25 protein-coding genes are annotated in these 25,624 nt (G+C 70.5%); 14 read left to right on the top strand and 11 right to left on the bottom strand.

Annotation, left to right across the window (positions count from 1 at the left end; all coding sequences use genetic code 11):
* Nucleotides 1-138 precede the first annotated feature (138 nt).
* Nucleotides 139-1,272: a M20 family metallopeptidase gene (locus GXW71_RS16645; protein ID WP_211853663.1), complete on the top strand. Its 1,134-nt coding sequence runs from the start codon at nt 139-141 to the stop codon at nt 1,270-1,272.
* On the top strand, nt 1,269-2,174 hold the full coding sequence (locus GXW71_RS16640) for a hypothetical protein (protein WP_211853662.1): 906 nt from the start codon (nt 1,269-1,271) through the stop codon (nt 2,172-2,174). Before GXW71_RS16645 ends, GXW71_RS16640 begins: the two co-directional genes overlap by 4 nt.
* 22 nt (nt 2,175-2,196) lie before the next feature.
* On the opposite strand, the gene GXW71_RS16635 is transcribed toward GXW71_RS16640, so the two are convergent.
* The 3 genes from GXW71_RS16635 to GXW71_RS16625 all read right to left on the bottom strand — a co-directional run bounded on the left by GXW71_RS16635 (nt 2,197) and on the right by GXW71_RS16625 (nt 4,785).
* A complete protein-coding gene (locus tag GXW71_RS16635; protein WP_211853661.1) occupies nt 2,197-2,940 on the bottom strand; it encodes a hypothetical protein in 744 nt (247 codons plus the stop codon).
* A 193-nt stretch (nt 2,941-3,133) separates the two neighbouring features.
* Nucleotides 3,134-3,487, bottom strand: a complete 354-nt coding sequence (locus tag GXW71_RS16630) for an acyl-CoA thioesterase (RefSeq protein WP_246526638.1) — start codon at nt 3,485-3,487, stop codon at nt 3,134-3,136.
* Nucleotides 3,488-3,690: 203 nt separating this feature from the next.
* The gene (locus GXW71_RS16625; protein WP_211853659.1) at nt 3,691-4,785 is read right to left on the bottom strand and encodes a M20/M25/M40 family metallo-hydrolase; all 1,095 of its coding nucleotides are present in this window, start codon (nt 4,783-4,785) and stop codon (nt 3,691-3,693) included.
* A gap of 47 nt (nt 4,786-4,832) precedes the next feature.
* Between GXW71_RS16625 and GXW71_RS16620 the strand changes: the two genes are divergently transcribed.
* The 3 genes from GXW71_RS16620 to GXW71_RS16610 all read left to right on the top strand — a co-directional run bounded on the left by GXW71_RS16620 (nt 4,833) and on the right by GXW71_RS16610 (nt 8,103).
* Complete coding sequence (locus GXW71_RS16620; RefSeq protein ID WP_211853658.1) at nt 4,833-5,972, top strand: threonine synthase; 1,140 nt, start codon at nt 4,833-4,835, stop codon at nt 5,970-5,972.
* On the top strand, nt 5,969-7,069 hold the full coding sequence (locus tag GXW71_RS16615) for an alanine racemase (RefSeq protein ID WP_367617318.1): 1,101 nt from the start codon (nt 5,969-5,971) through the stop codon (nt 7,067-7,069). The genes GXW71_RS16620 and GXW71_RS16615 overlap by 4 nt, the downstream gene beginning before the upstream one ends.
* A 65-nt stretch (nt 7,070-7,134) precedes the next feature.
* Nucleotides 7,135-8,103, top strand: coding sequence for a Bug family tripartite tricarboxylate transporter substrate binding protein (locus GXW71_RS16610; protein WP_211853657.1), 969 nt, complete (start codon nt 7,135-7,137; stop codon nt 8,101-8,103).
* Between the two features lie 3 nt (nt 8,104-8,106).
* Here the strand turns inward: GXW71_RS16610 and GXW71_RS16605 are convergent, their stop codons facing one another.
* The 5 genes from GXW71_RS16605 to GXW71_RS16585 are packed head-to-tail and all read right to left on the bottom strand — an operon-like array spanning nt 8,107 to nt 12,849.
* The gene (locus GXW71_RS16605; RefSeq protein ID WP_211853656.1) at nt 8,107-9,180 is read right to left on the bottom strand and encodes a mandelate racemase/muconate lactonizing enzyme family protein; all 1,074 of its coding nucleotides are present in this window, start codon (nt 9,178-9,180) and stop codon (nt 8,107-8,109) included.
* Nucleotides 9,177-10,658 (bottom strand): tripartite tricarboxylate transporter permease, encoded by a 1,482-nt coding sequence (locus GXW71_RS16600; protein ID WP_211853655.1) that lies wholly within the window; start codon nt 10,656-10,658, stop codon nt 9,177-9,179. Before GXW71_RS16600 ends, GXW71_RS16605 begins: the two co-directional genes overlap by 4 nt.
* A gap of 13 nt (nt 10,659-10,671) precedes the next feature.
* Nucleotides 10,672-11,130, bottom strand: coding sequence for a tripartite tricarboxylate transporter TctB family protein (locus tag GXW71_RS16595; protein WP_211853654.1), 459 nt, complete (start codon nt 11,128-11,130; stop codon nt 10,672-10,674).
* A gap of 5 nt (nt 11,131-11,135) precedes the next feature.
* The gene (locus GXW71_RS16590; RefSeq protein ID WP_211853653.1) at nt 11,136-12,125 is read right to left on the bottom strand and encodes a tripartite tricarboxylate transporter substrate binding protein; all 990 of its coding nucleotides are present in this window, start codon (nt 12,123-12,125) and stop codon (nt 11,136-11,138) included.
* The gene (locus GXW71_RS16585; protein ID WP_211853652.1) at nt 12,064-12,849 is read right to left on the bottom strand and encodes a GntR family transcriptional regulator; all 786 of its coding nucleotides are present in this window, start codon (nt 12,847-12,849) and stop codon (nt 12,064-12,066) included. The genes GXW71_RS16590 and GXW71_RS16585 overlap by 62 nt, the downstream gene beginning before the upstream one ends.
* A gap of 107 nt (nt 12,850-12,956) precedes the next feature.
* On the opposite strand from GXW71_RS16585, the gene GXW71_RS16580 reads away from it, so the two are divergent.
* The 3 genes from GXW71_RS16580 to GXW71_RS16570 all read left to right on the top strand — a co-directional run bounded on the left by GXW71_RS16580 (nt 12,957) and on the right by GXW71_RS16570 (nt 15,969).
* Nucleotides 12,957-14,213 (top strand): alpha-hydroxy acid oxidase, encoded by a 1,257-nt coding sequence (locus GXW71_RS16580; protein ID WP_211853651.1) that lies wholly within the window; start codon nt 12,957-12,959, stop codon nt 14,211-14,213.
* 10 nt (nt 14,214-14,223) lie between these two features.
* Complete coding sequence (locus GXW71_RS16575; protein WP_211853650.1) at nt 14,224-14,472, top strand: DUF3297 family protein; 249 nt, start codon at nt 14,224-14,226, stop codon at nt 14,470-14,472.
* Between the two features lie 84 nt (nt 14,473-14,556).
* Entirely contained in the window at nt 14,557-15,969 is a 1,413-nt protein-coding gene (locus GXW71_RS16570; RefSeq protein WP_211853649.1) for a dipeptidase, read from the top strand.
* A gap of 124 nt (nt 15,970-16,093) precedes the next feature.
* Here GXW71_RS16570 and GXW71_RS16565 read toward each other — a convergent pair whose 3' ends face one another.
* Nucleotides 16,094-16,426 (bottom strand): FKBP-type peptidyl-prolyl cis-trans isomerase, encoded by a 333-nt coding sequence (locus GXW71_RS16565; protein WP_211853648.1) that lies wholly within the window; start codon nt 16,424-16,426, stop codon nt 16,094-16,096.
* Nucleotides 16,427-16,548: 122 nt separating this feature from the next.
* On the opposite strand from GXW71_RS16565, the gene GXW71_RS16560 reads away from it, so the two are divergent.
* The gene (locus tag GXW71_RS16560) at nt 16,549-17,145 is read left to right on the top strand and encodes a glutathione S-transferase N-terminal domain-containing protein (RefSeq protein WP_211853647.1); all 597 of its coding nucleotides are present in this window, start codon (nt 16,549-16,551) and stop codon (nt 17,143-17,145) included.
* Between the two features lie 237 nt (nt 17,146-17,382).
* Here the strand turns inward: GXW71_RS16560 and GXW71_RS16555 are convergent, their stop codons facing one another.
* Nucleotides 17,383-18,627: an Hsp70 family protein gene (locus GXW71_RS16555; RefSeq protein ID WP_211853646.1), complete on the bottom strand. Its 1,245-nt coding sequence runs from the start codon at nt 18,625-18,627 to the stop codon at nt 17,383-17,385.
* Nucleotides 18,628-18,713: 86 nt separating this feature from the next.
* Nucleotides 18,714-19,361, bottom strand: coding sequence for a GntR family transcriptional regulator (locus tag GXW71_RS16550; RefSeq protein ID WP_211853645.1), 648 nt, complete (start codon nt 19,359-19,361; stop codon nt 18,714-18,716).
* A 145-nt stretch (nt 19,362-19,506) separates the two neighbouring features.
* On the opposite strand from GXW71_RS16550, the gene GXW71_RS16545 reads away from it, so the two are divergent.
* Genes GXW71_RS16545 through GXW71_RS16525 form a run of 5 tightly spaced genes read left to right on the top strand, consistent with a single transcriptional unit; the run spans nt 19,507 to nt 25,622 of the window.
* A complete protein-coding gene (locus GXW71_RS16545) occupies nt 19,507-20,670 on the top strand; it encodes an ABC transporter substrate-binding protein (protein WP_211853644.1) in 1,164 nt (387 codons plus the stop codon).
* A gap of 4 nt (nt 20,671-20,674) precedes the next feature.
* On the top strand, nt 20,675-22,399 hold the full coding sequence (locus GXW71_RS16540; protein ID WP_211853643.1) for an ABC transporter permease: 1,725 nt from the start codon (nt 20,675-20,677) through the stop codon (nt 22,397-22,399).
* Nucleotides 22,392-23,489 carry an ABC transporter ATP-binding protein gene (locus GXW71_RS16535; RefSeq protein ID WP_211853642.1) on the top strand — a complete coding sequence of 366 codons (1,098 nt, stop codon included), beginning with the start codon at nt 22,392-22,394 and terminating at the stop codon, nt 23,487-23,489. The genes GXW71_RS16540 and GXW71_RS16535 overlap by 8 nt, the downstream gene beginning before the upstream one ends.
* Nucleotides 23,476-24,720, top strand: a complete 1,245-nt coding sequence (locus GXW71_RS16530) for a CaiB/BaiF CoA transferase family protein (RefSeq protein ID WP_211853641.1) — start codon at nt 23,476-23,478, stop codon at nt 24,718-24,720. The genes GXW71_RS16535 and GXW71_RS16530 overlap by 14 nt, the downstream gene beginning before the upstream one ends.
* Nucleotides 24,717-25,622 (top strand): HpcH/HpaI aldolase/citrate lyase family protein, encoded by a 906-nt coding sequence (locus GXW71_RS16525; protein WP_211853640.1) that lies wholly within the window; start codon nt 24,717-24,719, stop codon nt 25,620-25,622. Before GXW71_RS16530 ends, GXW71_RS16525 begins: the two co-directional genes overlap by 4 nt.
* Nucleotides 25,623-25,624: the final 2 nt, after the last annotated feature.

Raw genomic sequence — 25,624 nt, 5'->3', positions numbered from 1 at the left:
CATCGCTTCGCTCGCCCCGCAGGGGCCAGTGGCGGCCTGCGGCCACGTGGAACGCCGTAGTTTCGCTGAGCCCCGGCGGTTGATGCGGGGCGAAAGCGCTCTAGGATCGCCCGGCTGTTGAAAAGGATCGCAAGCGCAATGCCCGCAACCGATATCGGCTCCTCCGAACGCCTGCTCGCGGAGCTGCGCGGCTGGGTGGAGCATGAGACGCCGACCACCGACCCGGTTGCGGTCAGCGCCCTGATCGGTCGGGCGGAGGCGGAGCTGCGCGGCGTCGGCGGCGCGGTGGAGCGGGTCGCCGGCCGCAACGGCTATGGCGACAACCTGATCTGCCGTACGCCCGGCGAGGGCAGGCCGGTGCTGGTCGCAGGCCATCTCGACACCGTCTGGGACCACGGCACGCTCACCAGCTCGATGCCCTGGCGGGTCGAGGGCGACAAGGCCCATGGCCCCGGCATCTACGACATGAAGGCAGGCAGCTTCGCGGCCTTCCATTCGGTGCGGGAGATCCTGCGCCAGAAGGTGAAGACCAGGCGTCCGATCACCCTGCTGCTGACCCCGGATGAGGAGGTCGGCAGCCCGACCAGCCGCGCCATCATCGAGGCGGAGGCGCAGAAATCCTGCACCGTGCTGATCCCGGAACCCGCCGGGGCCGGCGGCGCCTGCGTGACGGCGCGCAAGGGCGTCGGCCGCTTCGTGATGACGATCGCCGGCCGTAGCGCCCATGCCGGCGGCAATTGGCAGGACGGGCGCAGCGCCGTGGTGGCGCTGGCCCGGAAGATCCTGGAGATCCACGCGCTGACCGACCTCCCCGGCGGCACCACCACCAATGTCGCGCCGGTCTTCGGCGGCACGCGGCCGAATGTCGTGCCGCCCGAGGCCGGCTGCGAGATCGACTTCCGAGTCGCGACCGTCGAGGACGGCATCCGCATCGAGCAGGCCATCAAGGCCATGGCCGGCGATGACGGCGATGGCATCACCATCACCGTCACCGGCGGCATGAACCGGCCGCCGATGGTGGAGACCCCGGCGGCGCTGGCCCTCTATGAACGCGCCAGGGGCTTCGCGGCGGAGCACGGCTACGAGCTGCCGAAGCAGTATCGCGGCGGCGGCTCGGACGGGAACTTCTCCGCGGCCCTCGGCGTGCCGACGCTGGATGGGCTCGGCTGCACCGGCGCCGGCGCGCATGCGCCCTTCGAGCACATCATCTGGCGCGACTTGGCGCCGCGCTGCGCCACGCTCTGCGCCCTGCTGGAGACGATCGAGGGTTGAAGTTCTCCGTCGCGCTGCTGGCGCTCTGGCTCGCGGCGGCCGGTGCCGCCGCGCAGCCGCTGTTTCCGCCCGGCAGCGCGATCGGGCTGGAACCGCCATCGGGCTTCGTGCCGAGCCTCGCCTTCTCCGGCTTCGAGCAGCGCGAGACCCGCACCGCCATCATTTTCGCCGAACAGCCGCCGGCGCCGCCGGAGGCGCTGCGCGCCAGCCTCGCCGCGCCGCGCCTGGCGCGGCAGGGGATCAGCGCGGAAGCCACCACGACGCCACGCGTCGCCGGGCGCGAGGCGGTGCTGGTGCGCGGCCGTCAGGGCGAAGGCGGCGCGGCGCGGGCGATCTGGCTGATGATGCTGCCGGGCCAGGGCTTCACCGCTTTCGTCACCGCGACCCTGCCGCGCTACCCTGCGAGCGCCGAGGAAGCCGGCACGGTCGAGCGCGCCCTGCTTTCCGTCGCGCTGCGCGCGCCGGACCCCGCCGCCGCGCGCGCCGCCCTGCCCTTCGCCTTCGACGAGACGGCCAACCTGCGCTTCGCCGGCGCCATGGCCGGCTCGGTCGCGGTGCTGATGCCGGCGGGCAGATCCTCCGCAGATCTGACGGCGCCGCGGCTCAGCATCGCCTCCGCCCTGCAGGCGGCGCCGCGCGAGGCCGATCGCCGCCGCGCCGCCGAGGAGGCGCTGCGTGCCACCATTCCGAATGCGCAGATCGACGGCAGTGCCGCACTCCGCCTCGGCACCGCCGAGGCTGTGATGCTGCGGGCGCAGGCCGGACCGCGCCGGCTGCAGCAATGGCTGATCTTCTCCGAAAGCGGGGCGACGCTCCGCGTGCTGGCGGAAGCCAGCGAGCGCGACTTCACGCGGCTGCTGCCGGAATTCGAGCAGGTGGTGGCCTCGATCCGGCGGCCGTGACGCGGGCGGATGGCGGCGCCGGTCAGGGCGGCGCGGTCAGCTTCAGCGGCGGCCCGCCGGCTGCCGGATACTCGTAATAGCCGAGGGCGCTGCTCGGCTGCGGCTCACCCCTGCCGATCGGCGCGAAATCGGTCTTGCCATTGGAGCCTACGGTGCGAATGCGCCAGCGCGCGCGAAGCTGCTCGGCAAGCCCCTTGGGGTCGCCCTGGTTGCAGCCGAAGCTGATGAAGCCGGCGCCCGCTTCGAATTTCCCCGCCGGCACGGCGGCCGCATCGGCATCGCCCCAGGTGACCGTCCCGCTGCCGCTGACGGAGACGCTGTATTCCAGGAACATGTATTCCGGGTTGGAATGCCCGAAATAGTCGATGCTCGCGATCGAGGCCAGGTTCTTCAGCTTGTCCGTCAGCCCCTGCTTGTCCCGGATTTCCTGGACGCTGAATTTCCCGCCGCCGGCGGCTTTGCTCAGGACATTGAGGAAATGCCGTGGATTCCTCTGCTTCGATCGGATCAGCGCTGGGCATGATTCGGCGGAGAACAATCCCCAGAGGCAGGTATCGGAATAGGTGTAGGTGACCGAGTTGTGCTCCTTGTCCTGCTTCTCGACGCGGGTTTCGTAGGACGGCGCGAAGATGATGATCAGGACGTTCGAGCCGTATTTCCTGGCACGGGCCACCGCGGGATTCATGAAGTTGTAGGGAAAGCGGTCATGTCCGCCGGGATCATTGACGCTGATCCCGCCGACGATGATGACATGAGTCCCGGCCACAAGCGCCCTCCAGCCTGGCACGTGACGACTTGAGATCGGATCGGCCGAACAGTCTGAGTCACGCGGTCACACGAAGGGCCGGCGCATGATGCGTGCGCGAATGCGACGCATCGTGCCCGGCCCATTCCGCAGCTAATCGGATCGGCGCCGCACCGGCCAGTCACGAGGCGGCGACCCCGCCGGCGGCGCCCGCTCAGGCGGCTGAGGCCGCCTGCGGCGACTTGAGCGGCCTCGGCTGTCCATCCTCATCGACGGCGACGAAGGTGAATTCCGCCTCCGTCACCTTGACGCGTTCGCCGCAGCCGCGCCGCAGCACCCAAACCTCTACGTCGAGGGTGATCGAGCTGCGGCCGACCCGCTTCACATCGGCGTAGAAGCAGACGGAATCACCCACCTTCACCGGCTGGATGAACACCATGCTGGAGACGGCGACGGTCACCGCGCGGCCTTCGACGAGCTTCGCCACCGCCATGGCCGCCGCTTCATCCATCGAGGCCATGATCCAGCCGCCGAAGATGTCGCCCGCCGGGTTGGTGTGGGCCGGCATCGCCAGATGTCGTGCCGCAAGCTCTCCACGCGGCTCCGCCACAGGCGGCAGTTCCTGTTTCGGCGCTGATACTTTCGGTGGTGATACGTGGGTCGAACCCATGGAGCCTCCATTCATTTTGGACGCTCCCACAGGCCAATGTTGCGCTGCAGCATGCCGAATGCAAGGGCGCCGTCGCCCAGGCCGTCGATTATCGGCCCACCTCACGCCCCTGTCGCCAGCACCCGCTGGAACACCGGCACCGCTGCCGCGAGATCCGCGAGGCGCACGCATTCGTGGGGGGTATGGGCGGTGTCGATGGTGCCGGGGCCGAGCACCACGCAGGGCGCCAGCGCCTGCAACTCGCTGGCGTCGGTGCCGTAAGGGGCGGTGCGGGCGGGTCGGCCGGCCTCGCGCTCCGCGAGCCGCACCAGCGGATGGTCGGTGGGAAGTTCCGGGGGCGTGCCCTCGGCGCGCTCCTGCAATGCGATGCCGGCGCGCTCGGCAGCCTCGCGCACGGCGCGCACCACCGGCATCCAGTCGACATTGCGGCTGCGGCGGAATTTGATGCGCGCGGTCGCCTTGGCGACGGTGACGTTCACCGCGGTGCCATGATTGTCGATGACCAGGTTAAAGTCGGAGAAGGGCGGATCATAGGCGGCATCCTGCAAGGCCGGATCGCTGCGCAGCCGCGCATGGATCTCGCGCATCTCCATGAGGAAGGGCAGCAGCGCCCAGTTGGCATTCACCCCCTGCCCCGTGGAGGAATGCGCCTGCACGCCGGTCGCGACCGCGGTGAATTCGATCTGACTGCGATGCCCGCGCACCGGGATCATGCCGGTCGGCTCGACCACGAAGATCCCCTTGAGACCGAGCCGCCTCGCCGCATCGGAGGCCGCGATGGCGAGCGCGCCTTCCTTCGTCGTCTCCTCATCAGTGGTGATCAGCAGCGTGACCGGCACATCCGCCGGCATCGCCCTGGCGGCCAGGATCGCGGCGGCGACCTGGCCCTTCATGTCGACGCTGCCGAGGCCATGCAGCACGCCATCCGCGAAGCGCGGTGCCCAGGCATCCGTGGTCCAGCCGGTCGCCGGCACCGTGTCCATATGGCCGGAGAGGGCGTGGCCGCCGGGCGGGCCGCGATGCGCGACCAGCGCCCGCTTCGCGACGCCCGCCTTGTCTGTGTAGTCCAGCCGCTCGACCTCGAAACCCGCGAGCTCCGCCTCGATGCGGTCGGCGATGGCGCGGTTCGGCAGCGCGGAGCGGCTGTCGATCGCGATCAGGTCGGAGGCGAGGCGAAGAAGCGCTGGCTCGGTCATGCGCAATCCCTTGCAGGGGAGCGCCGGCCGGGCAAGTCTCCCGCGCCATGACCGACGCCATCGCCTATCTCGACCCGCGCTCCGGCGCCACCTATCCGCTCGACGTCCCCCGCTGGTGCGGGGATGACGGCGCGCCCCTGATGCTGACGCCGATGCCTGGCATCGGCCGGGACGCGATCCGGCAGGAGGCGCGCTCCCTCTGGCGCTATGCCGCCGCCCTGCCCTTCCTGCCGGAGGCGCCGATCACCATGGGCGAGGGTTGCACGCCCTTGGTGCCGCGCGTGTTCGCGGGCGCCACGGCGCTGCTGAAATGTGAATGGCTGATGCCGACCGGGTCCTTCAAGGATCGCGGCGCCGCCGTGATGCTCTCGCTGCTGCGCGCCCAGGGCATCGGGCATGTGCTGGAGGACAGCTCCGGCAATGGTGGTGCTGCCATCGCAACCTATGCGGCGGCGGGAGGCATGCGCGCCAAGATCCTGGTGCCCGCCACCACCAGCCCCGCCAAGACCGTGCAGTCCCGCGCCGCCGGCGCCGAGATCGAGCTGACGCCGGGCAGCCGCCAGGATTGCGCGGACGAGGCGCTGCGCCAGGGGCAGGCACGGCGGGACGGCATCTTCTACGCCAGTCACAACTGGCATCCCTTCTTCCTGCAGGGTACCAAGACGCTCGCCTATGAGCTGTGGGAGGACCTCGGCTTCCGGGCACCCGACAACATCATCGTGCCCTGCGGTGCCGGATCGAACGTGCTCGGCTGCGGCATTGGCTTCTCCGAGCTGCTGCGAGCGGGCGGGATCGACCGGCTGCCGCGCATCTTCGCGGCACAGCCGGCGAATTGCGCCCCGATCGCGCGCGCTTTCCTGGGCGAAGCGCCGGCCGCGCCGCTTCCGACCATGGCGGAGGGCACCGCAATCGCCGAGCCGATCCGGCTGCGCGAGTGCCTCGGCGTGCTGGAGCAGACCGAAGGTGGTGCCGTGATGCTGACCGAGGCCGAGATCGCCGCGGCCGCGCTGGACCTCGCCCGCGGCGGCATCTACGCCGAGCCGACCAGCGCCCAGGCGGCGGCGGCCTTCGCGAAGCTGCTGGAGGCCGGCACGATCCGCGCTGGAGAGACGAGCGTGGTGGTGCTGACCGGCACCGGCCTGAAGGCGACGCCGCGCTTCGCCGAATTGATGGGAGTGGCGCTGTGACAACCCTCGATGATCTGCCGACGCCCTGCCTGGTGCTCGACCTCGGCATCCTGAAGCGCAACCTGGCGCGGATGCAGGCGGCGGTCGCGCGCCATCCGGGCCTGATCCTGCGCCCGCACATGAAGACCGCGAAGAGCGTGGATGTCGCGGCGCTGGCGGCACCCGGCTTCGGGCCGATCACCGTCTCCACCGTGGCCGAGGCAAGGTACTTCGCGGAAGCCGGCTGGCGCGACCAGATCTACGCGGTCGGTGTCACGCCGCAGAAGCTGGACGCGCTGGCGGCACTCGGCGCCGACATCAAGCTGATCACCGATGACCTCGACGCGGCGCGCGCCATCGCGGCCCATCCCGGCAAGCTCCGCGCCCTGATCGAGATCGATGTCGGCGAAGGCCGCGGTGGCGTCCCGCCCGAAAGCGAGGAGTTGCCGGCGATCGCCGCGGCACTCGGACCCAAGCTGGCGGGCGTCTTCACCCATGCCGGCCATTCCTATCGCGGCCGCGACATACCGACCATGGCGGCGATCGCGGAGACCGAGCGCGCCGGCGTGGTGCGCGCGGCGGAGCGGCTGCGCGCTGCCGGGCATGCGGTGCCGATCGTCTCCATGGGCAGCTCGCCGACCGCGCTGCATGCCGAGCATCTCGAGGGGATCACCGAGCTCCGCGCCGGCGTCTACATGTTCGGCGACCTGTTCCAGGCGCAGCTCGGCACCCATGCACCGGAAGATATCGCCCTGACCGTGCTGACCTCGGTCACCGGGCGGAAGCCGGCGCGCAACGCGGTGCTGGTCGATGCCGGTGCGCTCGCGCTCTCCAAGGACCGCAGCACGGAAGCGGCACCGCGCGACTACGGCTTCGGCCTGGCGCTCGACATCGATGGCGGGGATGCCTTCGGGCAGGCGACGGTGACCCGCACCCATCAGGAGCATGGCGAGGTGACCGGTCCGGCGCCGCTGCCCTTCGACCGGCTGCCGATCGGGGCAAGGCTGCGCATCGCGCCGAACCACACCTGCCTGACCGCGGCAGCGCATGAGCGCTACCATGTGGTGGATGGCGGGCACGAGGTGCTGGCGGTCTGGCCGCGCGTGAATTTCTGGTAGCGCTTGCGCGAAACCCGCGCCGGGGCTTTCCTCTCTGCATACAAGAGCACAGAGGGAAACGGTCCATGATCCATCGCAGGACGATGCTCGCGGCCCTGCCGGCCGTGGCCCTGGCCGGCACGACGCATGCCCAGGAACCCTGGCCGCAGCGCCCGATCCGCATCATCGTCGGCTTCGCCGCCGGCGGCGCCACCGACATCACCACCCGCACCCTGGCGCCCAAGCTGCAATCGCTGCTCGGGCAGTCGATCATCGTCGACAACCGCCCGGGCGCCGGCGGCAACCTGGCGACCGAGCTCGTCGTGCGCGCCCAGCCTGACGGCTATACGCTGCTGATGGGCACCATCGGCGCGCTGGCGATCAACCCGACGCTCTATGGCAATCTCACCTTCGACCCGCAGGCGGACCTGACGCCGATCGCCATGGCGGGCGATATCCTGAACATCCTGGTCGTCCCCACCGATCGGCCCTGGCGGAACGTGGCGGACCTGATCGCCGCGGCGCGGGCGCAGCCGGACACCCTGACCTACGGCTCCTCCGGCATCGGCGGCGCCGGCCATCTGGCGGGCGCGCTGCTGGACCAGGAGGCGCGCATCCGGACCATCCACGTGCCTTACCGCGGCGGTGGCCCGCTGATGACCGACCTGATCTCCGGCAAGATCGACTTCGCCTTCTCGACCGCGCCGACCGCCCTGCCGCAGATCGAGGGCGGCAAGCTGCGCGCGCTGGCGGTGCCGACCGCGCGCCGGTCGGCCATCACCGGCGCGCTGCCGGCGGTGTCGGAAACCTTACCGGGCTTCGAGGTCGCCAATTGGTACGCGCTGCTTGGCCCCAAGGCGCTGCCGCCCGCCATCACCGCGCGCCTGAACGCGGCGATGCAGGAAACACTGCGCGACCCCGAGATGGTGGCCCATCTCGCCCGGCACGGCACGGAACCCCGCCCCGGCCCGCCGGAGGAGCTCGCCCGCTTCATCCGCCAGGAGACGGAGAAATGGGCACCGATCGTGCGGGCGACCGGCGCCAATCCGAATTAGCGCTCAGGGTGCTTCCCGGAAGGCGAAGCCGAGGCCGGGCCGCTCCGGCGCATGCAGCAGCCCGGCTTCCGGTACGGCTTCCTCGGCCAGCAGGTCGCGGAGCGCGGCATGGGCGCCATGGATCTCCAGCATGCCGCCATGCGCGTGGCCGGCCATGACAGGCAGGTTCGCCATCTCCCAGCCGCCGGCGCCGGCCACCGGGACGCCATGCGCCTCGGCGAGGGCCAGGATGCGCAGCATGGCGGAGATGCCGCCGCAGAAGGCGGCATTGGGCTGCACCCAATCGAGCGCGCCGCGTGCCAAGGCATCCCGGAACCAGGTGATGGAGCCCACCATCTGGCCGGCGGCGATCGGGATCGTGACCTGCCGGCGCAGCATCGCCAGGGCTTCGATGTCATTGCCGGTCACCGGCTCCTCGAACCAGGTGATGTCGCAATTGGCGATCATGCCGCAGAGCCGCCGCGCATCGGCGACGCTCATTGAACAATTCGCGTCGAGCATCAGCGCGGCCGCGGGCCCGATCGCCGCACGCACCGCCCGCACCCGCGCCGCATCCTCGGCGAGGCTGCGGCCACCGGCGCCGACCAGCATCTTCACCCCCGCCATGCCGCGCGCCAGCGCCCCGGTGCAGGCGGTGACCAGCTCCGCCTCCGAGAACCGCGGCAGGCCGACGGTGGCATAGGCGGGCACCGCGCTTCGCGCGCCGCCGATCAGCCGCCAGACCGGCTGTCCGAGCGCCTTTCCCCGCAGGTCCCAAAGCGTCATGTCGAGCGCGGAGAGCGCCGCGATGAAGGCACCGGTCATGCCGCGCGGGTTGAAGCGCGCGACCAGGGAGGCACCGATCGCCTCGATGTCGCGCGCGTCGCTGCCGCGCAGCGCCTCGCAAAACTCCCCGCCGAGCAGCGCCGCCCCCTGCGGCGCCAGGAAGCGCCCGGTGACGCCGGTGCCGGTCAGGCCATCCTCACATTCCACCTGGCACTGCACGAAGGTCAGGGATTCCAGGCCCTGGTAGCTGTCCGCCTCCCGTCGCGGCGCGACGCGGCGGACGGCGGCGGTGATGCGGCGGATGCGCGTCATGCCGGCACGCCGCGGCGGACCAGGCGTAGCAGCGCCGGGCCGAACAGGCCGATCGCCGTCACCAGCAGCAGGCCGAGCGCGATCGGCCGCCCGGCGAAGCCGGCAACCGATTGATCGAAGATGATCATGGACTGCTTCAAGGTCTCCTCCACCATGCGCCCAAGCACCAGCCCCATGATGAGCGGCGCCGGCGAAAAGCCGTGGCGGCGGAACAGGAAGCCCACCACGCCGGCCGCCAGCATCACCACCACATCGCCGATCGCCTGGTTCGGGCCATAGGCGCCAATGACCGACAGCACGAAGACGCCGGGCCAGAGCAGGGTCGGCGGGATCAGGCTGATGCGCGCGAAGATCTTCGCCATGCCCATGCCCATCACGAGGTAGAGCAGGTTGGCGGCAAGCATCGAGGCGAAGACGGCGTAGAGCAGGGTCGGCTGCTCGGTGAAGAGGTGCGGGCCCGGGCGCACGCCCTGCACCATCAGCCCGGCTAGGATGATCGCGGTGGTGGCGCTGCCCGGCACGCCGAGTGCCAGCGTCGGCACCATCGAGCCGCCGACCGCGGCGTTGTTCGCCGCCTCCGGCCCCGCCACGCCTTCGAGCGAGCCGTGCCCGAATTCATGCTTGTGCTTCGACCAGCGCCGGGTTTCGGCATAGCCGACCAGCGCCGCCGTGGTGGCGCCGAGCGCCGGCAGGGCGCCGATGAAGGTGCCGATGCCGCTGCCGATCCAGATCGAGCGGTTGCATTTCCGGAAATCGGCCCAGCTCGGCAGCTTCGCCGAGGTATAGGCGATGATGGTCGCCGGCACGCCGCGCAGCGTCGCCTGCTCCAGCATCTCGCTGACCGCGAAGAGGCCGATCAGCACTGGCACGAAGTCGATGCCGTCCGAGAGCTCGGTGATCCCGAAGCTGAAGCGGTCGATCCCGGAGGTGAGGTCGATGCCGACGGTCGCCAGCAGAACGCCGATCGCAGCCGCGATCAGGTTCTTCACCCGCGACTCGCCGCCGATCGCCGCGCACATGGACAGGCCGAAGATCGCCAGCGCGAAATACTCCGGCGGGCCGAAGCTGTAGGCCGCCCGCGCCAGCAAGGGGGCGGCGAAGATCAGCACGACCACGCTGACGATGCCGCCGATCGCCGAGGAGACCGCGGACATGCCGAGCGCCACCCCCGCCTGCCCCTTCTGCGCCAGCTTGTAGCCTTCGATCGCGGTCGCCGAGGCCGAGGGATCGCCCGGGGCATTGACCATGATGGCGGTGATCGATCCGCCGAAATTCGCGGCGCAATAGACCGATCCCATGAAGGCCAGCGCCGCGATCGGGCTGAGCCCGATGGTGAAGGGCAGCAGCAGCGCAATGGTCGTGCTGCCGGAGATGCCGGGCAGGGCGCCGACGACGATGCCGAGCAGGGTGCCGGCCACCACCATCAGCAGGATGAAGGGGTCGCCGAGCGTCGCCATGCCGCCGAGGAACGCGTCCATGATCGTCTGTCCCTCAGCCGAGAAGTTGCTCGCCGAGCCAGCCGGCCGGCAGCGTGATGGCGAAGACGCGCACGAAGACCAGCCAGATCGCGGCCACCAGGCCGGCGCCGCTGGCGAGCAGCAGGGCGATGCGGCGCTCCCCCCAGAGGCGCCCGACCGCGACCACGAAGAGAAACATGGCGGGCAGCATGCCGATCACGGCCATGACCGGCAGGAAGCCAGCGCAGGCCGCGAAGGTCCACCAACCGGTCGCCGGCACCGGCTCCGCCGCCTCGCTCCGCTTCTCCTGCAGTGCGAGCAGCGCCGCGAGGGCCAGGATCACGATGCAGATGAGCCGCGGAAACTCCGCCGCGCCCAATCCTTCCCGGAGCGCAGGCGGGACCTCGTCGAAGGTGAAGGTGCCGGCGAAGCCGAGTGCCGCGACCGCCGCCACGACGAGGGCGACGCCGGCTTCCCGGCGGGGCGATGCCACGCCGCTCATCGCATCAGGCCGAGGGTGGTGAGCGCCTCGCGCCCTTCCGTGTTGAAAGCGGCGAGCTGGCGCTGCCAGACCTGCCGCCCCGCGACGCTGTCCGGCGCCTGGCCGGAGGTCCGCAGGTAGTTCTGGAAGACGGCGCTGTTCATGGCCTTGAGCAGCCCTTCCTCCAGCCGCGCGACGCGGTCCTCCGGCGTGCCCTTGAGCACCGCGAAGCCGCGGGAGGTGGCGGCGACGGATTCGATGCCAAGCTCGATCGCGGTCGGCACATCCGGCAGGGCGGCGAGGCGCTGGCGCGACAGCGCCATCAGCGGCTTCACCTCGCCGGCCCGGATCTGGGCTTCGGCCTCCGCCGGATTGGCCAGGGCGGCGTCGATATTGCCGCCGACCAGGTTGATGATGATGTCGCCGCCGCCGCGGAACGGCACCAGCGTCGGCGCGGTGAAGCTCGCGGCGCGCGCGAAGGCGAAGATCGAGACGTGATCCACGCTGCCGACATGGGTGCCGCCATATTTCAGCGAACGTCCGCGGCTCGCGGCGATGAAGGCCTGCGGATCGGCGAGCGGGCTGCCCGCCTTCACCATCAGCACCTGTGGATCCTCGGTGGCGCGGGCGATTCCGACCAAGTCATCGAGCTGCGTCGGCAACCGGTTGCGCAGCATGGTCAGCAGGTGGGTCTGGGTGATGAGCAGGATGGTGTGCCCGTCCCGCGGCTTGCTGGCGGCATAGGCGAGCGCCGCCGTGCCGCTGCCCGCGGTGCGGTTCACGACCGTCAGTTCCACGCCGAATTCGGCCGGCGCTTGCACCATCATCATGCGCGCGGTGATGTCGGTGCCGCCGCCGGCGCCGGAATGGGTCACCACCTCGATCGTGCGGGCGGGGAAGCGCTCCTGCGCGCGCAGGATGCCGGGGGCGGCGAGCAGCCCGAGGCTAGCGCCCGCGAGCAATGCGCGGCGCCCTGCGCCGCGGGGGATCTGGTGTCGGTCGTGCATGTCCTGGCTCTCCTCCGGTCGCCGCCTGTGGCGGTCCTTGGTCGTTCTCCACGGCCGGCGTGCTGGCGGCGAAGCGCCGCTTGCCGTTGCGGATATGGGTCTCTCCGACGCGGCGCGCTGCATCGGGGTCGCGGGATCGCAGCGCCGCGAGCATCGCCGCATGCTCGCGGTTGCTCTCGCGCATGTTCTCGGGTGCGACCAGTGCGCGGCGGCGGAACAGGTGCAGCTCATTGCCGAGGTCGGCATAGATCCGCTGTGCCCGCGGGCCGGCGCCGGCTTCCAGCAGCGCCGCGTGGAAATCGAGGTTGAGCCCGTAATAGCGCTGCGCGTCATCGGCCGTCGCGGCTTCCGCCATGGCGCCGGTCAGCGCCTTGAGCCGCGCGAGCGCGCCGGGCGGTGGGTTGGCGGCGATCGTGGCGCAGGCCTCCCCGGTGATCAGCGCGCGCAGGTCATAGAGCTCCAGCGCTTCCGCCGCGCTCACCTTGCGGACATAGGAGCCCTGGTTGATCACGGTGACGACCAGGCCGGACCGCTCGAGCCCGCGGATCGCCTCCCGCACCGGGCCGCGCGAGATGCCGAGGCGATCGGCCAGGGCCTGCTCGTTGATGCGGCTGCCGGCGGGGATCTCGCCGCCCAGGATCAGGCGCTCGATCTCCCGCCCCGCCACGGAGGCGAGGGAGTGGGTGCGCAGGATCTCGAGCGTGGAGGCTTCCGGTGGCGCCATGGCGGAACTGAAGCCGTTCGATCGTCGATCGTCAACAGTTTGCAGCGGCAATGGTTTGCGTCCCAGGAACCGGGCCCTAGGATCATTCCCGCTCCAAGAGGCCAATCATGACGACGTCCAAGCAAGAACAACGCCTGCAGCGACGCTACCTGTCGCTCGACGACTTCGAGGCGGCCGCGCGTCGCCGCCTGCCGCGCATCCTCTACGGCTATATCAGCGGTGGCGTGGAGACCGACGCCTCGCTCCGCGACAACAGAGACGCCTTTGCCGAATGGGGTTTCCTGCCGCGGGTGCTGAAGGATGTCGCACAGCGCAGCACCGCGACATCGCTGTTCGGGCAGGCGCATGCCCTGCCCTTCGGCATCGCGCCGATGGGTGCCAGCGCCATGAGCGGCTATCGCGCCGATCTGGTCTATGCGCGGGCGGCGAAGGAGCTCGGCATGCCGATGATCCTGAGCGGCGCTTCGCTGATCCGGCTGGAGGAGGTGCAGGCGGTCGGCGCCGCGTCCTGGTACCAGGCCTATCTGCCGGGCGATCCCGCAAAGATCGGGGCCCTGGTCGATCGCGTCGCGCGCGCCGGCTACGACACCTTCGTGCTGACCGTCGACGTGCAGGTGCCGGGCAACCGGGAGAACAATTTCCGCAACGGCTACCGCCTGCCGCTGCGGCCGGGGCCGCGCCTCGCCTGGCAGGGCCTGACCCATCCGCGCTGGCTGTTCGGCACCGGGCTGCGCACCCTGCTGCGCCATGGCGTGCCGCATTTCGAGAACATGGAGGCGACGCGCTCCGGCCCCGTGCTCTCGGCGCGCGGCAATCCCGCCGACTGGACCCGCGCGGACCTCACCTGGGCGCATGTCGCTGAGATCCGGGCGCGCTGGCAGGGCCGCTTCCTGCTGAAGGGCATCCTGGCGGCCGAGGATGCCCACATCGCGCGCGAGCACGGCGTCGACGGCGTCATCGTCTCCAACCATGGCGGGCGGCAGCTCGACGGCACCATCTCTCCGTTGCGGGCGCTGCCGGGGGTGGCGGCGGCGGCCGGCGACATGACGGTGATCTATGATGGCGGCATCCGGCGCGGTTCCGACCTGCTCAAGGCCTATGCTTTCGGCGCGCAATTCGTGTTCCTGGCGCGCCCCTTCCTCTATGCCGCGGCGGCCGAGGGCCTGGCCGGCGTGCGGCATGCCGCACGTCTGCTGCAGGCCGAGATCATGCGCAACATGGCCATGCTCGGCATCGTCAGGCCGGCCGAGATGACGCCGGCGCTGCTGATGCGCCTCGGGGGCCGTGACCCCGATCGCGCTTCCTTCGGCGCCGATCCTGTTCTAGTCGAGGGCGCCCGTGCGCCAGTGCGCGCGTATCCCTGAGGTTCATGCCATGTCCGATACGCTTCCCGACCGCCTCTCCAACGATCCCGCCAGCCCCTATTTCAACGAGGCGCTGCTGGCGCGCGGGGTCGGCATCCGCTTCAAGGGTCAGGAGAAGACCAATGTCGAGGAATACTGCGTCTCCGAAGGCTGGGTCCGCGTCAGCCTCGGCAAGGCGGTGGACCGGCGCGGCCGGCCGATGACCATGAAGCTGCAGGGCACGGTGGAGCCCTACCTTCGCGACCCGGGGACTGACTGATCGGCGCCGTTGTAGCCGCGCCCCGGTTGATGCAGGCTCGCAGCGCGATCAACCCGGCGGCGTCAGGGCAACGGAACGGCAGCGATGCGGCTCAGCTTCGACAGGCTGGCGAGCCTTCCGGCTGAATGGGCGCCAGGCATGCCGGTGGAGATCGAGGGCTGGCTGTACCGCTTCGGCCCCGAGGCGGCGGATGACTACCTGGCCCTGGTCGATGCGCCGCCCTGCTGCCTGGGCTGCCTGCCGCGCGAGGCCGAGCGGCGCATCGAGGTCTTCGCCGCCGGCGCCATCGCGGCCGGGCCCGGCCGCGTGCGGCTGGCGGGCACGCTGCACGAGCTGACCGATGACCCCGCGGGCTGGCGCTTCCAACTCCGCGAAGCCCGCGCCGTCGGTGCCCCGGGCGCGCCGCGCGGGGTGTTCGCGGGGCGTCGCGCGCTGATGGCGGCGCCGCTGCTATGCATGGCACTCGGCACCACCGGCGGCTGCGCGCAAACCACGCCGGCAGCGACGGATGCCGCGGCGCGGGACGCCCTGGCCGGCATCCCGACGGTGGACATCCATTCCCATGCCGGCCGGGTGATCGGCATCCAGCGCGTCGCGGAGCGCGCAGCCTTCACGCCGGTCGCGGGCCCGATGCGGGAGGGCGGCATGGCGGTGCTCTGCCTCGCGACCGTGCCCGATGCGCCGACGCATCAGGTCACCTCCGATGGCCGCATCCGTCCCTTCGGCGATCCCGCACCCGGCGAGCTCTACGCCTATGGCCAGACCTCCTTCCAGCGCATCCATGACCTGGCGCGCGAGCAGGGCTTGCGGATCATCGCAGACGCTGCGGCGCTGGCCGCCGCGCGCGGCGACCGCCCGTCGATCATCGTCAGCGCGGAGGGTGCCGATTTCCTGGAAGGCCAGATCGCGCGCGTCGCCGAGGCGCATGCGCGCTGGACGCTGCGCCACCTCCAGCTCACGCACTATCGCGTCAACGAGCTCGGCGACATTCAGACCGAGCCGCCGGTGCATGGCGGCCTGACGGCTTTCGGCGCCGAGGTCATCCGGCAGTGCAACCGGCTCGGCATCGTGGTCGACGTCGCGCACGGCACCTACGACCTGGTCCGGCAGGCGGCGGCGGTGACGACCAAGCCGCTGGTGCTGTCGCACACCTCGCTCACCAATGCGCCCGGGCCGCGCAGCCGGCAGATCTCGCGCGACCACGCGCGGATCATCGCCGGCACCGGCGGCGTCATCGGCATCTGGCCGCCGACCACCATCTTCGCGGACATGACCGCCTTCGCCGGCGGGATCGCACGCATGGTCGATGCGGCCGGCATCGACCATGTGGCGCTCGGCAGCGACATGGGTGGCCTGGTCGGCGGATCCGCCTTCGGCAGCTACCGGGCGCTGCCGACGCTGTCGGCGGCGCTGCTGGCGCGTGGCTTCCAGGCCACCGAGGTCCGCAAGCTGCTGGCCGAGAATTACCTGCGTGTCTTCACGCAGAGTCTTGCCTGATACCCGGCGGAGAAAGTCGTGACTTTCGGAGCCGGACAGCGCGCAGGGTTGGTGTGGCGGCTGCGCGCCAGACCAAAGACTCGCGCAGGGTTGGTGTGGCGGCTGCGCGCCCAAACAAAGACTCTCACTCGACCGCGAGCAGCTCCACCTCGAAGATCAATGTGGCATTGGGCGGGATGACGCCGCCGGCGCCGCGCGCGCCGTAGCCGAGCTCCGGCGGGATCACCAGGGTGCGTTCACCGCCGACCCGCATGCCGGCCACGCCCTGGTCCCAGCCCTGGATCACATAGCCGGCGCCGAGCTCGAAGCTGAACGGCTGGCCCCGATCCAGGGAGCTGTCGAACTTCATGCCCTTGTTGTCCGGCGAGAACTCGTCGAACAGCCAGCCGGTGTAGTGGACGGAAACCTGCCGCCCGGCGGTCGCTTCCTCGCCGGTGCCCAGCTTCGTATCGGTCATGATCGTCCTCCTCGAATGAAGGGGGCCGTTATGCACGCCAAGCGCCGCGATGGTCGAGGCTTGCCGAGTGCCGCGCCGCGCGGGACAGTCCGTACGCCAGTCGCAAGGAAACGGAGCGCCCCATGAAGCTCGCCTATTCGCCCGCCAGCCCCTATGTCCGCAAGGTCACCGCCTGCGCGATCGCGCGCGGCCTCGACGCCAAGATCGAGCGCTGGAAGGTGGCGACCACCGATCCGGCGCTGCCGCCGCTGAACCCGCTGTCGAAGGTGCCGACGCTGGTCACCGATGAAGGTGCGATGCTCTACGACAGCCCGGTGATCTGCGAATACCTCGACAGCCTGGGCGACGCGCCGAAGCTGTTCCCGGCTGCGGGCGCCGCCCGCTGGACGGCGCTGCGCCGCCAGGCGCTCGGCGACGGCATCATGGATGCGAGCCAGCCACGCCGGCGCGAGATCGCGCTGCCGCAGGACGAGGGCCGCGTCAGCTACATCGCGCTGCAGCGCGGCAAGGTGGAAGCCGCGCTGAACACGCTGGAGGCGGAGGCCGGCACACTCGACGGGCTGGCGACGATCGGCGAGATCACCATCGCCTGCGCGCTCGGCTATCTCGACTTCCGCTACGCCAATGAGCCCTGGCGGCCGGGCCGCCCCGAGCTCGAGGCCTGGTACGCCAAGGCCTCGGCGCTGCCGCCGATGGCGCTCACCGTGCCGGTGGGCTGAGTCTTCTTAGCCCTCAGACGCCGGGCGCGCGGCTTGGCTTCCGCGCCGTCGGGGCGGCATTGGTGGCGGCTGATGGTCGCGCGCGGGGCCGCATTCGCGGCCCCGGAGCATTCGTCCTCCGGAGCCTCGGCGAAGGAGGATCGGCTTCGCCTCGCTCCGCGGACACCGGGGGCGGCCTGCGGCCGCATGGCCCCGCCTTCTGTGCGCGGCACGAGCAGATTGCTCGTGCCACTGGTATCAGGACTCGCGCCCCATCAGCGCGAGCCCTTCGGCGACCGAGACGAACTCGCCGCCGGTGACGATGCGGGCGGCGCCGAAGCGCCGTTCGAATAAGGCCCGCACCGCCGGCACGAGGGAGGTGCCGCCGGTGAGGAAGACGCGGTCGATTTGCGCCGTGGGCAGGGCGGCATCCTCCAGCGCGGCATCGACCGCAGCGCCGATGCGCGCGAGCTCCGGCGCGATCCAGGCTTCGAAATCGCTGCGCCGCACTTCGGCGTCGATGCTGAAATCGGCGTGCTGGAACCGGAGCTGCGCGCGATCCTCCCGCGACAGCTCGGCCTTCACGCCGGAAACGGCGCGGTACATCGCATAGCCCGCCTCATCCTCGATCAGCCGGATCAGGTGGCGCAGCCGCTCCGGCTCGGCCGCGGTGCGCGCCACCTCCGCGATGTCGCGCAAGGTGCGGGGTGCCCGCATCAGCGACAGCAGGTGCCAGCGCGCGAAGCTGGTGAACCAGCCGACCGGGATTGGCAGCGCCTTGCCCCCCATGACCGTGTAGCTGCCGCCTTTGCCGAGCAGCGGCAGCACCAGCCGGTCGATGATGCGGTAGTCGAAGGCGTCGCCCGCGATGCCGACCCCGGCATGGCCGAGGGCCGCGACCCGGCGCGGCGGACCGGGATCGAAGCGGAGGACGGAGAAATCGCTGGTGCCGCCGCCGAAATCGCCGACCAGCACGGTCGCCGGCGCATCCAGCCCTTCGGCGAAGCGATGCCCGGCCGCTGCCGGCTCGAGCCCCGCCTCGACATCAGAAAAGCCGGCGCTGGCGAAGGCGGCGCGCAGGCGGCTTTCGCCGAGCGCGTCATCGGGCGCATCGCCCACGAAGCGCACCGGTCGGCCGACGACGATCCGCGCCCCCGCCAGACCGGTCGCGAAGGGCGCCAGCAATTCGCGCAGGAACAGGCCGATCAGGGCCTCCAGGCTCCAGCTCCGGCCGAAGATCCGGGTCTCGGAGAAACTGCGCTGCGCCAGGTAGCTCTTCATCGACATGATGAGCCGGCTGTCGAGCGGGTCTTCCAGATAGGCCTCGATCGCGTCGGGACCGGCGGCGTGCCGCAAGGTCCCGCCGGCCCCGCTCCAGAAGGCAAGGACCGAGCGGAATACCTCCCCGGTCGGACGGGTCAGGGCCGTGACGGCGCCGGTCGCATCCAGCGCCGCCACCACGCTGTTGGTGGTGCCGAAGTCGATACCGATGACAGGGCGCATGGGGGAGGAAGCCGCCGGACCGAGGGAGGGCGCGCTTTGAACGCCGTCGGCGCGGCTTTGGCAAGCCACCCGCCCGATCAGCCCGATCAGGAGATGGTGTCCACCGCCGGGTCGTTCGCGGCCGAGCGCAGGATATGGTCCCTGACCGCCGCCGCCAGCGCCCCGGCATCCCGGGCGTGGATCGCATCCAGGATCCGGCGATGCGACTCCACGCTGCGCCTGAGGGCGGCGGTGGAAGGCCAAAGCGCCACCGGCCAGAGCCGGGCGCGGTCGCGCATCTCCGTCACCAGCTCGCCCAGTGCCCGGTTCGGGGTGTGGCCATAGAGCCCGTCATGGAAAGCGACATTGGTGGCGCTCTGCTCGGCCCTCGTGCCCTCGGCGGCCGCCCGCTCGAAGGCGGCGGCGAGCCGCTCCAGCGCCTCGAGCGCCGCGGCATCGATCCGGGGCAGCGCGGTCACCGCCGCTTCCACCTCCAGCAGGGCCCGGATGTCCAGGAGCTGGCGCAGCCGCTCCCGGTCATGCTCGGCCACCCGGAAGCCGCGATTCGGCACATGCTCCACCGTCCCGCGGAGCGCGAGCTCGGCGAGCGCGGTCCGCACCTCGAAGCGATTGGCGCCAAGGCGCTGCTCCAGGTCGATCTGCCGCAGCCATTCGCCGGCGCGATACCCGCCGCCGCGGATGATCATCGCGAGCTCCAGCGCCAGGGGCCGCTTTTCGCGGGACGCAATCTTCATGGGCGATTCTTATCGAGAAAACGCCTTGCGGCGTCCGGGAATTGGCGCCAATTATTGCGCCAATCTGTTGGAGCGGCGCAAGCTGCTTCGCGCCGCTGTGAAAACGGCCATCCGCGATGATGGCGGCAAGGGAGGAACGAAGAGCATGACCATCATCCGGCGCCGTTCGGTGCTGACCCTGCCGCTGGCCGGCGCCCTGGGCGCGGCCATCCCCCCTGCCCTGTCGCGCCCGGCGATCGCGCAGGGCGCGCAGCCTTCCGCGCAGGGTGCGCCGGCCGGCTACCCCGCCGGCTACAACGAGATCGTGGCCGCGGCGCAGCGCGAAGGGTCCCTGCTGATCTATTCCATCATGTCGCCGGAGAACTGGCGCCCGGTGATCCAGGGCTTCAACCAGCGCTATCCGGGCATCCGCGTCGAGACGCTGGACCTGCCCAATACCCGCGACGTCTTCGAGCGCTACCTGGCGGAGCGCAGCACCAACAGCCGCACCGGCGACCTGCTGGCAACCGCCGAGCCCGCCGGCTGGATCCAGCTCCATCGCCGCGGCGAGGTGCTGGACTACAAATCACCCGAGGACGATGCCTGGCCGGCCTGGGCGAAGCCGCTGCCGGGCGTCTACACCTGCTCCTCCGACCCGCTGGTCTTCATCTACAACAAGATGCTGGTGCCGGACGCGCAGGCGCCCCGCAGCTTCGCCCAGTTCGTCGAGCGCGCGGTCGCCAACCAGCGGAGCTGGCGCGGCAAGATCACCAGCTACGGCGTGCACAACAGCGGCCTCGGCTATTCCGGCAACTACGCCTTCGCGCGCAAGCATGGCGACCAGGCCTGGCAATGGTTCCAGCAATTGGCGGAGCTGCAGCCACGCTGGGAGCGGTCCGGCGGCCCGATGACGGAGAAGGTGACCTCCGGCGAATACGTCATGGGCTGGTTCGTCTCCGCGATCACCTTCTGGCCGCGCCTCAATGATCCGGCGCGCGCCCGGGTGCTCGGCTGGAACTTCATCGGCGATGGGCAGCCGGTCGTGGTGCGCGGCGTCGCGGTGCCGAAGGGTGCCCGCAACGCCAATGCGGCGAAGCTGATGCTGGACTACATCGCCTCCGCCGATGGCCAGCGTGCCTTCGGCCGCGGCGGCCTGACGCCGGCGCGCCCGGACGTGATGCCCGGCGAGGGCATCCGCCACACCTTCAGCTCCATCACCCAGGAGATCGGCGGCGAGCAGAATATGTGCTTCATCGACTACGACCCGAAGATGATCGAGGACTACCAGTCCTTCTCGGACCGCTGGAAGAGCGTCTACGGCGTGCGTTGACGCGATGAGCACCACCACCTCGGAGACCGGGGCGCCAGCCGCCCCGGCCCGCTTCCCGCGCGAAACCCCGATCCAATACGCGACCACGCTGCTGGTCGTCGTGCTGGTGGCGGCACCTTTGCTGCCGGTGCTGTACCAGTCGCTGCTGGACGGCGCGCTCTACGATCACGACGCGCGGCTGACGCTCGGGAACTTCGTGCGCCTGGCGCAGAACGAGGGCTTCCCACGCATCCTGTGGAATACCTTCCTGCTGGCTGGGCTGACCACGGTGGTGGCGCAGCTCTTCGGCACGCTGGCGGCGATCCTGTTCGGTCGCACCGACCTGCCGGGTGCCCGGGTGCTGGGGGAGCTGTTCCTCTGGCCGCTCTATCTCTCGGCGCTGGTGCTCTCCTTCGGCTGGTACACGATCTACGGGCCGGCGGGCTATGTGACGCTGTTCTGGCAATCGCTGTTCGGCGATGCGCCCTGGAACCTCTATTCGCTCGGCGGCATGGCTGTCATCGCCGGCGTGTCGCAGGCGCCGCTCGCTTATCTCTATTGCCTCTCTTCCGCCGGCATGACCGATCCGACGCTCGAGGAAGCGGCAAGGGTCTCCGGCGCCGGCACCTTCCGCACGCTCTGGCGCGTGACCCTGCCGCTGATGATGCCGGCCATCGCCTACAGCGCGGTGCTGAACTTCACCATCGGGCTGGAACTGCTCTCGGTGCCGCTGATCTTCGGCGAACCCGCCGGCATCAATGTGCTGACCACCTTCCTGTTCAACATCAGCGCCACCTCCCCCCGCCCCGACCACGGCCTGGCGGCGACGGCGGCTGCGCTGATGCTGATCGTGATCTGCTTCCTGGTCTGGCTGCAGGGTCGGCTGCTCGGCAATACCAGGCGCTTCGTGACGCTCGGCGGCAAGGCGACGCGGCCGCGTCCCTTCCGGCTGGGCGGGCTGCGCTGGCCACTGTTTGCCGCGGCGCTGGTCTATGTGGTGATGACCGGGGTGGCGCCGATCGCCATGCTGATCCTGCGCGCCTTCACCTCCTTCCTCTCGCCCATGATCCCGCTGGCCGACGTGCTGACGCTCGACAACTTCGCGGCGCTGCTGAACGAGCCGGTCTATGCGCGGGCGGTGACGAATTCCTTCCTCGTCAGCCTGGTCGGCGCCGCGCTGGCGACCGCGCTGATCGGCATGGTCGCGCTGATCGTCCATCGCTCGGAATTCCGCTTTCGCGGCCCGCTGCACTACGTGGCGCTGTTCCCGCGTGCGGTCCCGGGCGTGGTCGCGGGCATCGGCTTCTTCTACGCCTTCGCCCTGATTCCCGGCATCGGCGGTATCCGCAACTCGATCTGGATCCTGGTGATCGCCTTCACCATGCGCTTCATCCCGGCCGGCCTCGGCGCCGTCGCGCCGATGCTGCTGCAGGTGAGCCCCGACCTCGACCGCGCCGCGCGCGTGCAGGGCGCGGATTGGTGGACCACCACGCGGCGCATCATGATGCCGCTGATGCGGCCGGCGCTGGTCGCCTGCTACACGATCCTCTTCATCTCCTTCTTCAAGGAATACTCTACCGCGATCTTCCTCTTCGCGCCGGGCAGCGAGGTGATCGGCACCGCGCTGCTGCAGACCTGGGTCCAGGGCGAAGTGGGTGTGGTCGCGGGCCTTGCCGCCATCCAGGTGGCCGTCATCGCGGTCTGCATCACCACGGCCCGCGCCATCTTCGGGGTGAAGCTCCATGGCTGATCTGCTGATCGAAGGGCTGGTCAAGCGCTTCGGCGACGTCCGCGCCGTCGACAATGTCTCGATCCATGTCGCGGACGGGGAATTCGTGACCCTGCTCGGTCCTTCCGGCTGCGGCAAATCCACGACGCTCGCCGCCGTCGCCGGGCTCGACCGGCCGGACGAGGGCCGCATCATCGTCGGCGGCAAGACCTATTTCGATGGCGCGCGCGGCACCTACCTGCCGCCGGAGGCGCGCGGTTGCGGCCTGGTCTTCCAGTCCTATGCGCTCTGGCCGCACATGACGGTGTTCGACAACGTCGTCTTCCCGCTGACGCTTCGCAAGGTGAATGCCGCCGAGCGCAAGCGCCGCGTCGCCGAGGTGCTGGCGCTGGTGGAGATGGAGCGCTTCGCCGACCGCTACCCGCACATGCTCTCGGGCGGGCAGCAACAGCGGGTCGCGCTGGCCCGCACCCTGGTCTACCAGCCGGCGATCCTGCTGCTGGACGAGCCGCTGTCCAACCTCGATGCCAAGCTCCGCGACCGGGCGCGGGTCTGGCTCGCGGAGCTGCGCACCCGGCTCGGCCTCACGACCATCTACGTCACCCACGACCAGATCGAGGCGCTGTCGCTCTCCGACCGCATCGTGGTGATGAATGGCGGCCGCATCGCCCAGCTCGGCACGCCGCAGGACATCTATGAGCGGCCGGCCGATCCCTTCGTCGCCGACTTCATCGGCACCACCAACTTCCTGCCCGCCAAGGTCGCCGAGCCCGGGGTCGGCACCGCGCTGCTCGAGCTCGGCAACGGACAGCGGATCGAAGTGGCGGCGGAGCGTGCCCAGACCCAGGGCGCCCGCGTCACCATCGCCTTCCGGCCCGAGCAGATGCGCGTCGCGACCGCCGGCGAGGTGACGAATGGCGAAGGATCGGTGGTCGACGCGCGCGTGCTGACGCGGTCCTATGTCGGTGGCCGCTGGCAGGTGGGCCTCGATCTCGGCGGCGGCCCGCTGCGCCTCGAGACCGAGACGCCGCCGGCCGGCGACGCGGTTCGGCTCTGGTTGCCGCGCCATGGCGGCATCGTGTTCCGGGAGAGTGGTCATGTCGCAGCCTGACGCACCGGCACTGCCGCGTGCGGATTATACGCCGGGCGTCCGCGGCCCCCTCACGGGCCTGCGCGTCGTCGATCTCTCCCGCCTGGTCGCCGGCAACCTGCTGACCCAGCATCTGGTCGATTTCGGTGCCGACGTGATCAAGGTGGAGCCGCGCGAGGGCGACACGCTGCGGCACTGGCGCATCAAGGGCGTGGAGACGACCTGGAAGATCCATAGCCGCGGCAAGCGCAGCCTCTGCATGGAATTCCGCCATCCGGGCGCCGTCGATCTGATCCGCCGCCTGATCCCGGGGGCCGCGATCTTCGTCGAGAGCTTCCGCACCGGCACCCTGGAGGCGATGGGCATCGGCCCGGAGGAGCTGCTGAAGATCGAGCCGAAGCTCGTCATCCTGCGCATCTCCGGCTGGGGCCAGGACGGCCCCTACAAGCGCCGCCCCGGCTTCGGCACGCTGGTCGAGGGCTTCGCCGGCTTCGCCAGCATGAACGGCTTCGCCGACCGGGAACCGGTGCTGCCGCCGATGTACCTGGCGGACAGCCTCGCCGGGCTGACCGGCGCCTTCGCCGCCATGGCGGCGCTGCGCGAAGTGGAGATGAATGGCGGCCAGGGGCAGGTGATCGACCTGCCGCTGCTCGACCCGCTCTACAATTCCCTCGGCCCGCAGGCGGCGAATTACCGGCTGACCGGCAAGGTCAAGCCACGCACCGGCAGCCGCAGCACCGGCGCCGCGCCGCGCAACGTCTACCGCACCAAGGACGACCGCTGGGTCTGCCTGTCCGCGTCCACCCAGGGCATGGCGATGCGCGTGCTGCAATCGATCGGCCGTGCCGACCTCTGTGACGATCCGCGCTTCCAGACCAACGAGCAGCGCGTCGCGCATGGCGTCGAGCTGGATGCCATCATCGGGGAGTTCATCGGGCAGCGGACCCAGGCGGAGAACGTCGCCTTCTTCGAAAAGGCAGAGGTCACCATCGGCCCGGTCTACGACATCACCGGCTTCATGCAGGACCCGCATGTGCATGCGCGCGGCCTCGTCGCCGATTACCCGGACGAGGACATGGGCAGCTTCCCCATGCATGCCATCACCACCCGCATGTCGGGCACGCCGGGGGCGATCCGCAGCCCCGCGCCGCGGCTCGGCCAGCACACCCGGGACATCCTCGCCGAGGCCGGTTTCTCCGCCGCCGAGATCGAGGACAGCATCACCGCAGGCCTTGCGAGGACCGAGACATGACCGCACCCGCCCATCCCGTCTGGCGTTCCGGCCTTTTCGTGCCGGTCAATGTCGAGCGCTTCGTGGCCAAGGCGTCCTCGCGCGGCGCCGATGTGCTGCAGCTCGACCTCGAGGACAGCATCGCGCCGGCCGACAAGGCCGATGCGCGCAAGCTTCTGCCATCCGTGGTGGAGCGGCTGGCCAAGGAAGGCAAGGCCGACCTGCTGGTGCGCATCAACCAGCCGTTGGAGCTCGCGGTGCGCGACCTGGAAGCGGCGGTGCTGCCGGGCGTGCAGGGCATCATGGTGACCAAGGCCGAAGGCCCGGACCATCTGCGCCTGCTGGATGAGCTGGTGTCGCGGCTGGAGGAGAAGCGCGGCATCCCCGACCGCACGCTGCGCTTTGTCATCCTGGTCGAAGCGCCGGGCCCGCTCGCGCAGGCGCATGAGATCGCGCGCGCCACGCCGCGCAACATCGCCATGACGCTCGGCGCCGAGGATTACGCGACCGCGGTCGGCGGCGTGCCGAATGGCGAAACCATGCTGATGCCGAAGCAGCAGATCCTGCAGGCGGCGCGCGCGCACGGGCTGATGCCGATGGGCACCATCGGCACGGTCGCCGACTACTCCGACCTCGAGGAGTACATGCGCGTGGTGCGGCTATCGGCCTCCTTCGGTTTCGTCGGCGCCTCGGCGATCCATCCGGCGCAGGTGCCGGTGTTGAATGCCGGCTTCAGCCCCGCCCCCGAAGCGGTCGCCTATGCGGAGAAGATCGTGGCCATGGACAAGGAAGCGGCGGCCTCCGGCCGCGGGTCCTGGTCGCTGGACGGCAAGATGATCGACATCCCGATCGTGCAGCGCGCCCAGGCGCTGCTGGTCCGCGCCCGCGCCATCGCGGCGCGGGAGGCCCGCAAGGCCGGCTGACG

Source organism: Plastoroseomonas hellenica (assembly GCF_018129085.1).
Lineage (GTDB): Bacteria > Pseudomonadota > Alphaproteobacteria > Acetobacterales > Acetobacteraceae > Plastoroseomonas > Plastoroseomonas hellenica.
This window is presented reverse-complemented; position numbering and strand designations above follow the sequence as displayed.